The 15,666-nt window shown below is 54.8% G+C and carries 10 protein-coding genes; 7 read left to right on the forward strand and 3 right to left on the reverse strand.

Going from position 1 to position 15,666, the window contains the following annotated elements; translation table 11 throughout:
- Positions 1 to 61: 61 nt before the first annotated feature.
- Complete coding sequence (gene glpD / locus DA718_RS02125; RefSeq protein ID WP_112214792.1) at positions 62 to 1,570, reverse strand: glycerol-3-phosphate dehydrogenase; 1,509 nt, start codon at positions 1,568 to 1,570, stop codon at positions 62 to 64.
- Positions 1,571 to 1,775: 205 nt separating this feature from the next.
- Between glpD and glpE the strand changes: the two genes are divergently transcribed.
- From glpE to DA718_RS02140, 3 genes are read left to right on the forward strand one after another with little or no spacing between them, the layout of a single operon-like run.
- Positions 1,776 to 2,105, forward strand: coding sequence for a thiosulfate sulfurtransferase GlpE (glpE, locus tag DA718_RS02130; RefSeq protein WP_112214791.1), 330 nt, complete (start codon positions 1,776 to 1,778; stop codon positions 2,103 to 2,105).
- Between the two features lie 58 nt (positions 2,106 to 2,163).
- On the forward strand, positions 2,164 to 2,994 hold the full coding sequence (glpG, locus tag DA718_RS02135; protein WP_112214790.1) for a rhomboid family intramembrane serine protease GlpG: 831 nt from the start codon (positions 2,164 to 2,166) through the stop codon (positions 2,992 to 2,994).
- A 19-nt stretch (positions 2,995 to 3,013) separates the two neighbouring features.
- The gene (locus DA718_RS02140; RefSeq protein WP_112214789.1) at positions 3,014 to 3,772 is read left to right on the forward strand and encodes a DeoR/GlpR family transcriptional regulator; all 759 of its coding nucleotides are present in this window, start codon (positions 3,014 to 3,016) and stop codon (positions 3,770 to 3,772) included.
- On the opposite strand, the gene rtcR is transcribed toward DA718_RS02140, so the two are convergent.
- Positions 3,754 to 5,352: an RNA repair transcriptional activator RtcR gene (rtcR, locus tag DA718_RS02145; RefSeq protein WP_112214788.1), complete on the reverse strand. Its 1,599-nt coding sequence runs from the start codon at positions 5,350 to 5,352 to the stop codon at positions 3,754 to 3,756. The two genes, DA718_RS02140 and rtcR, sit on opposite strands and share 19 nt — an antisense overlap.
- A 188-nt stretch (positions 5,353 to 5,540) precedes the next feature.
- On the opposite strand from rtcR, the gene DA718_RS02150 reads away from it, so the two are divergent.
- The 3 genes from DA718_RS02150 (at position 5,541) to rtcA (ending at position 9,945) form a co-directional block, all read left to right on the forward strand.
- Complete coding sequence (locus tag DA718_RS02150) at positions 5,541 to 7,097, forward strand: vWA domain-containing protein (RefSeq protein WP_112214787.1); 1,557 nt, start codon at positions 5,541 to 5,543, stop codon at positions 7,095 to 7,097.
- A 612-nt stretch (positions 7,098 to 7,709) separates the two neighbouring features.
- Positions 7,710 to 8,921, forward strand: coding sequence for an RNA-splicing ligase RtcB (rtcB, locus tag DA718_RS02155; protein WP_112214786.1), 1,212 nt, complete (start codon positions 7,710 to 7,712; stop codon positions 8,919 to 8,921).
- Between the two features lie 4 nt (positions 8,922 to 8,925).
- Positions 8,926 to 9,945: an RNA 3'-terminal phosphate cyclase gene (rtcA, locus tag DA718_RS02160; RefSeq protein WP_112214785.1), complete on the forward strand. Its 1,020-nt coding sequence runs from the start codon at positions 8,926 to 8,928 to the stop codon at positions 9,943 to 9,945.
- Here the strand turns inward: rtcA and malT are convergent.
- Positions 9,942 to 12,647, reverse strand: coding sequence for an HTH-type transcriptional regulator MalT (gene malT, locus DA718_RS02165; protein ID WP_112214784.1), 2,706 nt, complete (start codon positions 12,645 to 12,647; stop codon positions 9,942 to 9,944). The two genes, rtcA and malT, sit on opposite strands and share 4 nt — an antisense overlap.
- Positions 12,648 to 13,269: 622 nt before the next feature.
- Between malT and malP the strand changes: the two genes are divergently transcribed.
- Positions 13,270 to 15,660 carry a maltodextrin phosphorylase gene (gene malP, locus DA718_RS02170; protein WP_112214783.1) on the forward strand — a complete coding sequence of 797 codons (2,391 nt, stop codon included), beginning with the start codon at positions 13,270 to 13,272 and terminating at the stop codon, positions 15,658 to 15,660.
- The last annotated feature ends 6 nt before the right edge of the window (positions 15,661 to 15,666 follow it).

Here is a 15,666-nt window from a genome sequence, read left to right on the forward strand (position 1 = left end):
AAGTGTCCGTTAATTAGCATAAGGGGGATAGGTTCCCCCTTTTATCGTGTTTGATGTAAATTTACGACGCCAGCGACAGCTCAGACTTTCCCGCGTGCTGCGCCAGCCATGCGCTGATGCGGACCTGCTGTTCGGCCGTTAGCCACATTCCTTGCTTAGTTCGCCGCCATATCGCATCGTCCAGGGTTCTCACCCATTCATGCTCGACCAGGTATTTAAGTTCGGCTTCGTAAAACTCGTGACCGAAATCTTCGCCGAGATCGGCCAGTGACGTGGCTTCACCGAGGATCCACTCGCTATTGCTGCCGTAGGTTCGGGTGTAGTGGCGCGCCATTGACTCGCTGATAAATGAGAAGCGACGGCGCAGCTTTGCCGCATAATCATCACGGTCGCTACCGATATCGCCGCCGGGCAGGATTGCGGTTTTGGTCCATGCCGGGCCGATGCCTTTGTAGTAAGGCGTCAGTTTTTCCAGCGCGTGTTCGGCTAGCTTACGATAGGTGGTGAGCTTGCCGCCAAACACCGACAGCAGCGGAGCCTGCCCATTTTCATCATGAATATCAAGAGTGTAATCGCGGGTGATCGCCTGTGGTGAGTCGGATTCGTCATCGCATAGTGGACGCACGCCAGAGTAGGTCCAGACAATATCGTCCCGAGTCAGCGTCTTTTTAAAGTGCGCGTTATAGACGTTCAGCAGGTAGTTAACCTCTTTGTCATCGATCGCCACGGCTTTCGGGTCGCCTTTATATTCCACGTCGGTGGTGCCGATGATAGAGAATTCATCCATCCACGGGATCACGAAAACAATGCGTTTATCTTCGTTTTGCAGGATGTAGGCCTGCTTCTGCGTATGTACACGCGGAACGACAATATGGCTGCCTTTAATCAGACGGATGCCGTATGGCGATGGCAGATGCATACCGTCATCGAAGAATTGTTTGACCCACGGGCCAGTGGCGTTCACCAGACCGCGCGCCTGCCAGGTAAACTTCTCTCCGGTATCGATATCTTCTGCTTCGACGACCCACAACCCATTTTCACGTTTCGCTGAGGTGGCGCGGGTACGCGTGCGAACTTCTCCACCTTTACGTACAACCATCTGGGCATTAGCCAGCACCAAACGTGCGTCGTCGACCCAGCAGTCGGAATATTCGAAACCGCGCACGATTTCAGGTTTTAGTACCGATTCTGTGCCAAAACGCAACCCAGTTGAGCTGGGTAAACTGGTACGTTTGCCCAGATGATCGTACATAAACAAGCCAATACGGATCATCCATGCCGGGCGCAGATGCGGGCGATGCGGTAAACGAAAGCGCATCGGGAAGGCGATGTGCGGAGCCATTTTTAACAACACTTCTCGCTCGGCTAGCGCTTCACTTACCAGGCGGAATTCGTAATGTTCAAGGTAGCGCAGCCCGCCGTGAATCAGCTTTGAGCTGGCGCTGGACGTGGCGCAGGCCAGGTCGTTTGCCTCCAGCATCAGCACGGATAAACCACGCCCTGCGGCGTCTGCCGCGATACCGGCACCGTTGATGCCTCCCCCTATCACAATCAGATCTTTGGTTTCCATGCTCGCCACCTCTTACACTTTCGTTTAAGCTCATAAATGTTCGATATCGCTCAATATAGCAAATAACCGCGCCATTGGTAACATCAAAAAAACATTTCAGAGTGATGTGTGTAACATATTGGCGTTTATTTACCGCCTGGCTGTACACTAGGCGTTAAAATTGCGAGCGCTTATCAGCCGCCTGCCTATATAGAGAAGAGAGCATATGGATCACTTTGAATGTATTAACGTAGAAGAAGCTCACCAGAAAATGCACCAGCAGACGGCGGTGCTGGTGGATATTCGCGACCCGCAGAGCTACGCGATGGGGCACACGCCGGGCTCTTTTCATCTGACCAACGATACGCTGGGTGCGTTTATGCGCGATAACGACTTTGATACGGCCGTTATGGTGATGTGCTATCACGGCAATAGCAGCAAAGGCGCTGCGCAGTATCTGCTGCAGCAGGGTTATGACAAGGTTTACAGCGTAGATGGCGGGTTTGACGCCTGGCATCGGCATTTTCCGGCGGAAGTCGCGCATGGTGTGATGTAGGCGTTAGCGCGCCATGCGCTATAATGTCTCCCTTTGTGTGGAATAAGCGATCCGCTGCATGTTAATGATTACCTCTTTTGCCAACCCCCGCGTGGCCCAGGCGTTTGTCGACTATATGGCGACGCAGGGGATAATTCTGACTATTCAACAACATACGCAGAGCGATGTCTGGCTTGCTGATGAGAGCCAGGCCGGGCGAGTTCATGCCGAGCTGGCCCGCTTTCTGGAAAATCCTGCCGATCCGCGCTATCTGGCTGCCAGCTGGCAGTCGGGACACACCAACAGCGGGCTGCACTATCAGCGTTTCCCCTTTTTAGCGACGCTTCGCCATAACGCCGGGCCGTTTACATGGGGGATTTTATTCGCCTGTATTGCAGTGTTTTTGTTGCAAACGGTTATTGGCGATCAGCCGGTTATGCTACTTCTGGCCTGGCCCTATGATCCTTCGCTGAAATTTGAGGTATGGCGCTACTTTAGCCATGCGCTCATGCACTTCTCACTGATGCATATTCTGTTCAACCTGCTATGGTGGTGGTACCTCGGCGGGGCGGTGGAAAAACGCATTGGCAGCGGCAAGCTGGTGGTGATTACGGTAATCAGCGCCTTGCTGAGCGGCTTTGTCCAGCATCAGTTTAGCGGCCCGTGGTTTGGCGGTTTGTCCGGTGTGGTTTATGCGCTGATGGGCTACGTCTGGCTGCGAGGCGAGCGCGATCCGCAAAGCGGCATTTTTTTGCAGCGCGGCTTGATACTCTTCTCTTTAGTATGGTTAATTGCTGGCTGGTTTGACGTTTTCGGCATGTCGATCGCGAACGGCGCTCATGTGGCGGGTCTGGTGACCGGGCTGGCGATGGCGTTTGTTGATACGCAGAATGTGCGAAAACGAACGTAGAGACTCCCAGGGATATTTCATGAAACAAACACAACGTCATGACGCGATTATCGAGCTGGTAAAAAAACAGGGATACGTCAGTACTGAAGAGCTGGTCGAGCAGTTTGCCGTCAGCCCGCAGACTATTCGTCGCGATCTGAATGACTTAGCTGACCAAAAAATGATTCTGCGCCACCATGGCGGCGCAGCGCTGCCTTCCAGCTCGGTGAACACCTCCTGGCATGACAGAAAGTCGACCCAGACTCAGGAGAAAGAGCGCATCGCCCGCAAGGTAGCGAGCGAAATCCCCGATGGCGCGACGCTGTTTATTGATATCGGAACCACGCCGGAAGCCGTGGCGCACGCGCTGCTCAACCATAACGATCTGCGCGTCGTGACTAATAACCTGAACGTTGCCAATACGCTCATGGCGAAAGAGGATTTCCGCATTATTCTGGCTGGCGGTGAACTGCGCAGCCGGGATGGCGGTATTATCGGCGAAGCTACCCTGGACTTTATCTCCCAGTTCCGCCTCGATTTCGGCATTCTCGGCATCAGCGGAATCGACAGCGACGGTTCCCTGCTGGAGTTCGACTACCACGAAGTGCGCACCAAGCGGGCGATTATCGAAAACTCTCGTCACGTCATGCTGGTCGTTGACCACTCAAAATTTGGCCGCAACGCAATGGTTAATATGGGTAGCATCAGCATGGTCGATGCGGTCTACACCGACGTGATGCCTCCCGCTGGCGTGCTGAAGGTGATTACCGACAACAACCTTCAACTGGAGCTGTGCTGATTCTTCAGTATTTCCCAGGTCAGGCCAAAGCGCGCCAGATATTTTCGCAGCCGGTCAGCGTCATTGACCGTGGTTTTGCCGAGGCGTGAAACGTTAAATAGCTGGCGTCCGGCATCGGAGATGGTTGTTGCCTGCTGACATATGGCAATCACGTTTTGCAGATGCAGGCGGTCGAACAGGTCCAGATTTTCCGCCTCTGCCCCTAATAGCGCATCGAGCACTGAGGGGCGGTTATCATTCCAGCTGTAGCGCAGGCGCTCAATCTCATCCTCTACCGTGTTCACAGTGATGCGACCGTTCTCCGCTAGGGTTGCCATGCGGGTGACGCTGGCGGAAAGCTCGCGGAAGTTGCCGCTCCACGCCGCCTGCGGTGAGGTGGCGAAGGCCAGCCAGGCACGACGCGCTTCGGTATTGAAACGAACGCTGTCGCCGGTTAGCGCCGCGTGACGCTCAATTTCATAGTCGAGGTTGGGTTCGATATCTTCACGGCTCTGGCGCAGACCCGGCAGTTCAAACGTCCACAGATTGATACGCGCATACAGATCCTCGCGGAATTTACCCTGGGCAACCAGCTGGCGTAAATCACGCACGGTCCCGGCGATAAGCTGGAAATCACTGCTCACCTGCTGGTCGCTGCCGAAGGGATAAAAGCGTTTTTCTTCTATTGCCTTAAGCAGCATCGCCTGTTCATCGGCGCCCAGCTCACCAATTTCATCCAGAAAAAGCATCCCACCGTTCGCGCTGCGTAGCAGACCGGCCCGCTCTTCCCGCGCGCCGGTAAACGCGCCTTTAACATGGCCAAATAAGGTCGACATGGCGGTATCGCCGCGCAGAGTTGCGCAGTTGACCTCGACAAATGGGCCGTTGAATTGATGGCGAGCCAGCTTTAATTCGTAGATCCGGCGGGCCAGAAATGATTTGCCCGCGCCGGTCGGGCCGTTAAGCAACATGGGGGAACGGGAGCGGATGGCAACGCGCTCAATATGCTCGATCATGCGGTTGAAATGCGGGTTACGGGTCTCGATACCGGATTTCAGGAAGTTAAGCGTCTCTTCGCGCTCCTGGGCAAAGCGGCTGGCGATATCGTTGTAACGGCTTAGATCGAGGTCGATGATCGTCACTTCGCCCGTGCTATGCGGCTTATCTTTCTTACGCGGTGGTGAGGTTTGGGCTAACCGCGCCGGGAGATAGCGTGCTTCGGCCAGTAAAAACCAGCAGATCTGGGCGACGTGGGTGCCGGTAGTGATGTGAATCAGATAGTCTTCATCTTCAGGATGGAACCTGTGGCTGCGGGCGAAATCATGCAGGCAGGCGTAAACCTCTTCGAAGTCCCATGGATTGCGGATGGCTATCTCGACGCCGATGACTTCCGTTTCCGGCGATACGCTGGCGATATCCTGTTTTAAGGTTTCAAACAGTCCCCGTGAACGCGCGTCGTACAACAGCTCAAGGCGATGGACGACTAACGTTTCCTGTTGGCACAGGCTTAAGGTTGGTCGCCATTTTTCCCAGCGTTGGCTGCCGCGGCCAACATAATCCAATACCGTACCGACAAAACCAAAGGCTACCGTTTTACGCATCTTAGATTTCCTTATAAAAGACGATATTTAATTATCGTCTTTTGGCTTCTGCCGTGCAGTGGTTTTTTCGTTAAAACGTAGGTGAAAATAATTAATCCATAAAAATCAATGAAATATAATTAAATTTAAAATCTGGCACGGTGGTTGCAATAGTCATGGTATGGAGAATAACGGAAATGGGAAAACACATGGCTAATCCACTTTTGTTCCGTTCACTGTTACGGGACGCGCCGCTGGCAAACGCGCAAAACCACGAACGTGCAGCGGCTTTTGCCTTCACCCCGCGCCATAAGCTGGCGCAGATGGTGATGACCGGCTGCATGAACGAGACCTTTTATGCCAGCGCTCAGGCACAGCTCAGTGATGTTCTGGAGATAGCGAAAGACCTGGACGATCTGTTTCTCGCGAAGCTGGCGATTTATGGCCGCGAGCGGGGAACGATGAAAGACATGCCCGCGTTGCTGACCGCGCTTCTGGCGGCGCGAGGTTCGGCGCTGCTGCCGGTGGTGTTTGCGCGGGTAATTAACAACGGTCGCATGCTGCGTAACTTCGTACAGATATTGCGTAGCGGTGTCACCGGTCGGCGCTCGCTGGGCACGCGGCCGAAGAAGCTGGTTCAGCGTTGGTTACAGGAGGCCAGCGAAGATCGCTTATTGCAGGCTTCGGTAGGCAATGCGCCATCGCTGGCGGATATCGTGAAGATGGTGCACCCGCGTCCACAGGCCCCGTGGCACGATGCTTTCTTTGCCTGGCTAATTGGTAAGCCGTGCGACAAAGCGCAGTTGCCGGAGAAAACGCAGGCGCTGCTAGCGTTTCGTGAAGGTGTGAATGGCAGCGTGGCGCTGCCCGATGTGCCATTTTTACTACTGACCCACTCGCCGCTAAGTACCGAACAGTGGGCGTTGCTGGCCCAACGGATGAGCTGGCAAACGCTGCGGATGAATTTGAATACCCTGGCGCGTCACGGCGTTTTTGAGAATGCAGAACTTACCGCCAGCGTAGCGAAACGGCTGGCGGACAGGGCGCAGGTACGACAGGCCAGGGTTTATCCTTATCAACTGCTGTCGGCGTGGAGCAATTTGCAAAGCAGCGTGCCGCAGGTTATCGGCGAGGCCTTAGAGCGGGCAATGGAATATACGCTGGAAAACGTGCCACAGTTTCGCGGCAACGTGGTGGTTTGCCCGGACGTATCGAGGTCGATGCGTTCACCGGTAACTGGCCAACGCCAGGGGGCGACCAGCAAAATTCGCTGTGTGGACGTCGCCGGGCTGATTGCCGCCGCCGTGTTGCGTAACCACCCGCAGGCCCGCGTGCTGCCGTTTGAATGCGATGTGGTGAACGTCGCGCTTGATGCTAAGCAGTCGGTGATGCACAACGCGCAGAAGCTGGCGGCGGTCGGTGGTGGCGGCACCAACTGCTCCGCACCGCTACGCAAGCTGCTGGCCGAGCGGGCGCGGGTGGATCTGGTGATTATGGTGTCGGATAACGAATCCTGGATTGGTAAGTCGCGCCACGGTTCGACGGCCACCATGGAGTGCTGGACCGCGCTGAAAAAAGGTAATCCGCTGGCGCGTTTGGTGTGCATCGATCTGCAGCCTTACGGCACCACCCAGGCGATGGAGCGGGGCGATATTTTAAACGTCGGCGGTTTTAGCGACGAGGTGTTTACGGTGATTGATAACTTTGTGAACGGTCGCTACGGCAGTGAGCACTGGCTGGAAGAGATCGAGTCTGTGGCGCTGTAAAGAGTATTCAGCGCGGCGCGAATGCTGGCCGGGATTACATCTTTCCCGATGCGTATCATCCCGGCTATTAGCGCTCTATGGATTTCGAGTTGCAGAAAGGCGACGAAACCGTGAATCTCCGGGAGCTTACTAAAGTAAGTGACCGGAGTGAATGGATGAAGTCAACGCATCTGCGGCTTGAAAGACGACGAGCGAATTTGTCGCGCGGCGCTGAAGGCACGAATGCTGGTGGATCTACATCCTATGAAGATCCAGGTCGCAGGTTCGAGTCCTGCCGGAGTCTGACTCCGTAGCTCAGGGGTAGAGCAGGCCGATCCACCTTTACTTGTCGTGCCACCCTGTTTTGGCGAATGCCTGTGGATCTACATTTGTTGCGGGTTCGAGTCCCGCCAGAGCCTGGCTCTGTAGCTCAAAGGTAGAGCGGTGTATTCACATTAACTTGTCGCCATTTTTAATGAATTTCGGCGAATGCCGGCGAATCTACATGGGACGGTAAGGTTGCAGGTGCAAATCCTGCCGGAGCAAGCCTCTGTAGCTCAATCAGATAGAGCATACTGATAACGATCCGCCATAAAACTTGTCGCCACCCTATTAATAAAATGAGAAAAGACAATGAATTACGAATTAATGACTACCCAGAATGCACCGGTAAAAATGTGGACTAAAGGCGTGCCGGTAGAAGACGATGCTCGTCAGCAACTGATCAATACGGCGAAAATGCCGTTTATTTTCAAACATATTGCCGTGATGCCGGATGTGCACTTGGGTAAAGGATCGACCATCGGTAGCGTGATCCCGACTAAAGGGGCGATTATCCCGGCCGCGGTGGGCGTGGATATCGGCTGTGGAATGAATGCGCTGCGTACCAACTTAACGGCGGCGGATCTGCCCGATCTTCCGGCGCTGCGTCAGGCGATTGAAACCGCCGTGCCGCACGGTCGTTCCAATACGCGTAGCCGTCGTGACGTTGGCGCATGGGAAAACCCTCCGGTCAACGTGAATGAGAAATGGGCGCAACTGGAGGCGGGATATCAGTGGTTAACGCAAAAATATCCGCGTTTTTTGAACACTAATAACCATAAGCATCTGGGAACGTTGGGAACCGGTAACCACTTTATTGAAATTTGTCTGGATGAAGCCGATCAGGTGTGGATTATGCTGCACTCTGGTTCACGTGGAATAGGTAATGCCATCGGTACGTATTTTATCGGCCTGGCGCAGCAAGAGATGCAGGATCAACTGGAAACGCTGCCGTCCCGCGATCTGGCGTATTTTGATGAAGGTACTGAATACTTTGATGATTATCTGCGAGCGGTGAGCTGGGCGCAGATGTTCGCCAGCCTGAACCGTGATGCGATGATGGAAAATACGCTGGCGGCGCTACAGAAATGCGTGGATAAACCCATTACGCTCAGCATGGAGGCGATTAACTGCCACCATAACTATGTGCAAAAAGAGCAGCACTTTGGTGAAGAGGTCTTCGTGACCCGTAAAGGTGCGGTATCCGCGCAGAAGGGGCAGTTAGGGATCATTCCAGGTTCCATGGGGGCGAAAAGCTTTATTGTGCGTGGCCTGGGTAACGAAGAGTCGTTCTGCTCGTGCAGTCACGGTGCCGGACGGGTGATGAGCCGAACCAAAGCGAAAAAACTGTTTAGCGTCGACGATCAGATTCGCGCTACCGCGCATGTAGAATGTCGTAAGGATGCGGACGTTATCGACGAGATTCCGATGGCCTATAAAGATATTGATGCGGTGATGACCGCGCAATCCGATCTGGTGGAAATTGTGCATACGTTGCGTCAGGTGGTGTGCGTTAAGGGATAACAAAATGGAAAGGACTATCGTGCTGGACGGCGCGCAGGGAGAAGGCGGCGGGCAGATTTTGCGCTCGGCGCTGAGTCTGTCGATGATAACCGGCCAGCCGTTTGAGATTACCGGCATTCGCGCCGGGCGGGCTAAGCCGGGTCTTCTGCGCCAGCATTTAACGGCGGTGTTGGCTGCGAAGGAAATCTGCGGGGCCGAGGTCAGCGGCGATGAACTGGGCTCGCAGCAGTTACGCTTTGTTCCGGGGCGGGTTCGCGGCGGGGAGTATAAATTTGCTATCGGCAGCGCAGGTAGCTGCATGCTGGTGCTGCAAACCGTGCTTCCAGCGCTGTGGTTTGCCGACGCTGGCGCACGTATTGAGGTGCATGGCGGAACCCACAATCAGGCCGCTCCCAGCGCGGATTTTATTTGCCGGGTCTGGGAACCTCTGCTGGTGAAGATGGGGATAAACCAGCGCACCGCCCTGATAAAACATGGCTTTTATCCGGCAGGCGGCGGCGCAGTGACGACTGAAGTCGAGCCAGTTAAGGCGTTGAGCGGATTGCAGCTAATCTCGCGGGGTGAAACGGTGAGCATTGACGCTGAAGCCCTGCTGGCGGCAGTTCCTTACCACGTTGGCGAGCGCGAAGTGATGGCGCTGGAGGCTTATCTGCCGCTGACTGATAGGTCGGTTCGGGTACTGGAAGGTGGTGCCGGACCGGGGAATACGCTGTCACTGACCGTTGAGAGCGCGCATCTGACGGAGCTGTTTATCGCCTTTGGCACCAAAGGCGTGAGTGCGGAAAAGGTCGCGTACCAGCTGGCGACAGAGGCGAAACGCTACCTCGCAAGCACGGCTGCAGTGGGGGAATATCTGGCTGACCAGCTGATTTTACCGCTGGCGCTGGCGGGAGAAGGCGCATTTACCGTGGCGAAAACGTCAGCGCATCTGCTGACGAATATCGCGGTGGTCGAACGGTTTTTACCGGTGAGGTTTAGCTGCGAGCCGCTCGACGGCGGCTATCTTATTCAGGTACGGGGTTAAACCCCATACCCCATCATTTTGAGCAATCGCTGGGCATGCTGTACGGCATCCTGGCGGTGCGCCACGCCAAGCTTCTGATACAAATTGCGAATGTGGGTTTTGATGGTGGTCGCCGCGACGTCCAGCTCACCGGCTATCTGCTCGTTGCTGTAGCCGGAGTAGATAAGCCCCAGAACCTGCCATTCACGCTGGGTCAGCGGGCTGGTACGGATCAGTTCCGGCACTTCCGGGTGGTTCAGCAGCCGCTCGACGAAGCTCTCGTCAAAGTGGGCGAATTTGTGGCGATGATGCTGGTTGATATCGCGCAGAATACGCTGGGCGCGGTGCTGCTCGAGCTCCGGCAGGGTATTGAGCTGAATCAGCTGGCGCAACTGCTGCGCCATCGCTTCGCCTTCAATCACAAAATGATTGATAAACCCGGTGCGGTTGGCGAGGGTGAGCGCTTCCAGTAGCGCTTTCTGCGCTTCGCTTTTACGCCCGGCCTGCCAGTAGAGCTGGTTGAGCAGCAGCAGGTTGCGGTTGAGATCGCTCATCAGACGCAGCGAGCGGGCGTTATCGTTTAGCTCTTCCAGCACCATTTCAGCGGAATCAAAATCACCGAGCAGGATCTGCGCGCGGGCGATATTGCGCCACTGGCTCTGCAGGAAGTGGTTGTTAGCGAATTCCGGTTTGGGCGTCTGACGCAGCCAGTTTGCCGCGGCGGCTTTATCGCCGACCATCTGCCAGTAGATCACCCGGACTTTATCGGCATTGGATACCCAGTCACTGTGGTAATGGCCGTTGCCAAGCAGGTTTTCCAAACGATTCAAATGACTACGCGCGTTATCCAGGTCACCGCGCGCCAGCGAGCACTGCACCATCAGCGTCAGACACTGTAGCTGCTGCTGCGGTTGATAAGTTGAAAGCACCGCCATGCCGTTACGCGCGGAGGTTTCCGCTTCATCCAGCCGCGCCCACGCCCACAGTAACTGGGAACGAATACGCAGCAGGAATTCATGCATCGGCAACTGTTCGAGGTGCTGTTCGCGGATGAGCTGGAAGGCTTTTTCCTGAATTTCCCAGGCGGCCTGAAGGAACCCCTGAGCAAAGAGAATTTCGCTTTGTTGGATCATGCTCCATAACGCGTAATGCCAGACGTCATGGCGGCGGGCCATCTGTTCGGTTTGCTGCATTACCGCCAGCGATTTACTCAACTGGCCTTTGCAGTGCAGCACTTCACCATGTACCGAGGTGGCAACGATGCGGCTGTAGTAGCTGGCTAGCGGTAGTTCGTCGAGGGCCACCATCGCCAGGCGCTCGGCTTCTTCCTGGTCACCAGCGTTAATCGCCACCTGGGCGCGCAGGGCGTTGAAGTCACCGTGCATGGCGGTATCCATTTCCGCATCCATCTCCTGCTCGGCGCGGGCCAGCAGGGTATTCACTTCGCTATAGCGGTGCTGGCTCTGCATCAGCCAGGCCTGTAAGAGAATCAAACGCGGGTTTTCCAGCAGATTTGACCACGGCAGCGCCGCCAGAGACTGCTCCAGCAAACCCAGCTCGCTGTGGTTAAACATGCCCCATGCGTGATTAAGCAGAATATCGCGCAGCATTTTTGCATCACCCGCCGCCAGGGCATGGTGAATGGCTTCGCTCGGGAAGCCTTGCGCCATCCAGCTTTCGGCGGCAGCACGATGAATTTCCGGCAGTTCAACCGCCAGTTCCCACTGGCAGCGCTGACGCAGGAAGTTGCCGAACAGAGGGTGGTAGCGGAACCACTCGCCGGAATCGTCCATCCGTTGCAGAAATAGCCCCTGACGCTCAATCTCTTCCAGTTGCATCTGACCATTCTCTTCGCCGGTCACGCGGACGATCAGCGCATCGTTCATTGAACGCAGCAGCGAGCTTTTCAGCAGGAAGTTACGCGTTCGCGGATCGACATTATCCAGAACTTCATCGACCAGATAGTCGGAAAGATGGCTGGCGTTGATACCGGCAAGACGGCGAGCGGAATGATGAGCGGAGGTATTATTCTGACGGGCGGAGAGGGCGATGAGCTGGAGCGCGGTGGCCCAACCGGCGACATCGTCGCACAGCCTTTTACTATCGTCGGCCTCGATTGGCGAGCTGAGACGACAGTCGAAAAATTGTTTGGCTTCCTGATGAGTGAAGGCCAATTGCTGGCTACCAATCTCAAGCAACTGATCGCGTACGCGCAGGTTGGCAATACCGAGCTGCGGTAGGTTCCGCGACAGCACCACCAGGGTCATATTTTCCGGTTGATGACGAAGGAAGAAGCGCATCGCATCATGAATAACCGGATTGCTGATCAGATGGTAATCATCAATCACCAGGAATAACGGGCGCTGCCAGTCGGCAAGCTCGATAAATAGCTGCGCGAAGAGTGAGGGCAGGCTGGCGTACTGGCGTTTTTGCACCATGGTTTCGCTGGCCGCACAGTGGCCGCCAGTGGCCTGCTGAATGGCGGCGAGCAGATAGCTGGCAAAACGCTCCTGTTGGTTATCGCCTTCATCCAGCGAAAACCAGCCAAGGTCATTTTTCCCCGCCGCCCATTGAGAAACGAGCGTGGTCTTACCGTATCCAGCCGGGCTGGTTACCAACGCGAGACGATAATTGTTCGCGCCGGAAAGTTTCGCCAGTAATCGCTCACGAACCACGGTGTGTTCAAGGCGGACCGGACGACTTAATTTAGACGGAATCAACATAGTTCTACATTTCGCTGTGCAAGGGAGGAATTGCGAATTTTTTTGCGCTTCGTAATTAATATCTAATAAGGTCGGCCATAATGAATTTTATTGCAAGTTATGTCCGAGTTTTATGCTCTTGAATTTGCTCTATGTCACAAATTTTGACATAGAGTGAAATTCATATAAAAGGGTGATAGCGTGCGCGGTTACTGGGTTTGCGGGATTTTTAGGCACAATAAGCTAATCTTTTTTTACAATACTAGTAGTTGTCTGTTTTTATTAAATTATTCTCAGTTAATTCTTGTACGTCACCCTTTTGAGTTATTTCTGTATTAAAGTCAGCTTATTCCCTCGATATTTACTTTTATTTCTCAATATTTACAAGGCGGCATTTTTGCTTACTTTTCTCATCTTGGCTTGTAACACATTTTCATGCGGCAGGTAGCGGGAGAATTGTTGTTCCGATGTGGCGAATTTTCCAGCATAATTTCGCCAGTAAGCTAACGTAATAGTGCCTAAGATCACACTTTTCGCTCATCCCTGCTACTCCTCCCCGGCTAATCCCTGGCGGGATGAGGACGTGACTCCGGGAGGTCGGCACACTAGCGCTAACTGTTTTAGTAAAGGACCCGGATTTCTTATGTCACAGACTACTTTTAACAAAGCTCAGTTTCAGGCTGCACTGACGCGTCAGTGGCAGCATTTTGGATTACAGTCCGCTTGTGAGATGACCCAGTGCCAATGGTGGCGTGCCGTGAGCGGCGCGCTGGCCGAGCTGTTGTCGGCTCAACCGGTCGTGAAACCGGCCGAAGGGCAGCGCCATGTAAACTACATCTCCATGGAGTTTCTGATTGGTCGTCTGACCGGCAACAATTTGCTCAACCTTGGCTGGTATCAAGGGGTGAGTGATGAGCTTCAGACGCATGACGTCAACCTGACTGACCTGCTGGAAGAGGAGATCGACCCGGGTCTGGGCAACGGCGGCCTGGGCCGTCTGGCGGCATGTTTCCTCGATTCTATGGCGACCGTCGGCCAGTCGGCGACCGGTTACGGCCTGAACTATCAATACGGCCTGTTCCGTCAATCTTTTGCTGATGGTCAGCAGATGGAAGCGCCGGATGATTGGGGGCGTAGCAGCTACCCGTGGTTCCGCCACAATGAAGCGCTGGATGTGCAGGTTGGACTCGGCGGTAAAGTCACCAAAGGCGGCGAATGGGTACCGGCATTCGTGATTACTGGCGAAGCCTGGGATCTGCCGGTGCTGGGCTATCGCAACAACGTCGCGCAACCGCTGCGTCTGTGGCAAGCCAAACACGCGCATCCGTTTAACCTGACCAAATTCAATGACGGCGATTTCCTGCGTGCTGAACAGCAGGGTATCGACGCGGAAAAACTGACGAAAGTCCTCTATCCGAACGATAACCATCAGGCGGGCAAAAAACTGCGTCTGATGCAGCAGTACTTCCAGTGCGCCTGTTCGGTTGCCGATATCCTGCGTCGCCATCATCTGGCGGGTCGCAAGCTGGCGCAACTGGCGGATTATGAAGTTATTCAACTTAACGATACTCACCCGACAATTGCGATCCCGGAACTGCTGCGCGTGCTGATCGACGAGCATCAGCTGAGCTGGGACGACGCGTGGGCGATCACCAGCAAAACTTTCGCCTATACCAACCACACCCTGATGCCGGAAGCGCTGGAGTGCTGGGATGAGAAGCTGGTGAAAGCGCTGCTGCCGCGTCACATGCAGATTATCAAAGAGATTAACGACCGCTTTAAAAAGCTGGTGGATAAAACCTGGCCGGGCGACAAGCAGGTTTGGGCGAAGCTGGCGGTAGTGCATGACAAACAGGTTCGTATGGCGAACATGTGCGTGGTGAGCGGCTTTGCAGTCAACGGCGTTGCTGCGCTGCACTCCGACCTGGTGGTGAAAGATCTGTTCCCGGAATATCACCAGCTGTGGCCGAATAAATTCCATAACGTCACCAACGGTATTACTCCGCGCCGCTGGATCAAACAGTGCAACCCGGCTCTGGCCGCGCTGCTGGATAAGACGCTGAAGAAAGAGTGGGCCAACGACCTCGACCAGCTGATTAACCTCGAAAAATACGCTGACGATGCGAATTTCCGTCAGACGTACCGCGACATTAAGCTGGCCAACAAGGTTCGCCTGGCGGAGTTTGTGAAGCGGCGTACCGGTATCGAGATTAACCCGCAGGCGATTTTCGATATCCAGATTAAGCGTCTGCACGAGTACAAACGTCAGCACCTCAACCTGTTGAATATCCTCGCGCAGTACAAAGATATTCGTGAAAATCCGCAGGCAGACCGCGTACCACGTGTGTTCCTGTTCGGCGCGAAGGCGGCTCCGGGCTACTACCTGGCGAAGAATATTATCTGGGCGATCAATAAAGTTGCTGAAGCGATCAACAACGATCCGCTGGTTGGCGATAAGCTGAAGGTCGTGTTCCTGCCGGACTATTGCGTGTCGGCGGCAGAAATGCTGATCCCAGCGGCGGATGTCTCTGAGCAGATTTCTACTGCGGGCAAAGAGGCCTCCGGTACCGGCAACATGAAGCTGGCGCTGAACGGCGCGCTGACTGTCGGAACCCTGGACGGCGCGAACGTTGAAATCGCTGAGCAGGTAGGGGAAGAAAACATCTTTATCTTCGGCCATACCGTGGAAGAAGTGAAAGCCCTGAAGGCCAAAGGTTACGATCCGCTGAAATGGCGTAAGAAAGACAAACTGCTGGATGCGGTGCTCAAGGAGCTGGAAAGCGGTAAATATAGCGATGGCGATAAGCATGCTTTCGACCAGATGCTGCATAGCCTGCTGAAAGGGGGTGACCCGTACCTGGTGCTGGCAGATTTCGAAGCCTACGTGGCGGCGCAGAAGCAGGTTGATGAGCTGTATCGCGACCAGGAGGCCTGGACTCGCGCGACGATTCTGAATACTGCGCGCTGCGGCATGTTCAGCTCTGACCGCTCCATTCGCGATTATCAGCAACGTATCTGGCAGGCAAAACGCTAAGGACAG

The sequence above is a fragment of the Klebsiella huaxiensis genome (assembly GCF_003261575.2).
GTDB classification, from domain to species: domain Bacteria; phylum Pseudomonadota; class Gammaproteobacteria; order Enterobacterales; family Enterobacteriaceae; genus Klebsiella; species Klebsiella huaxiensis.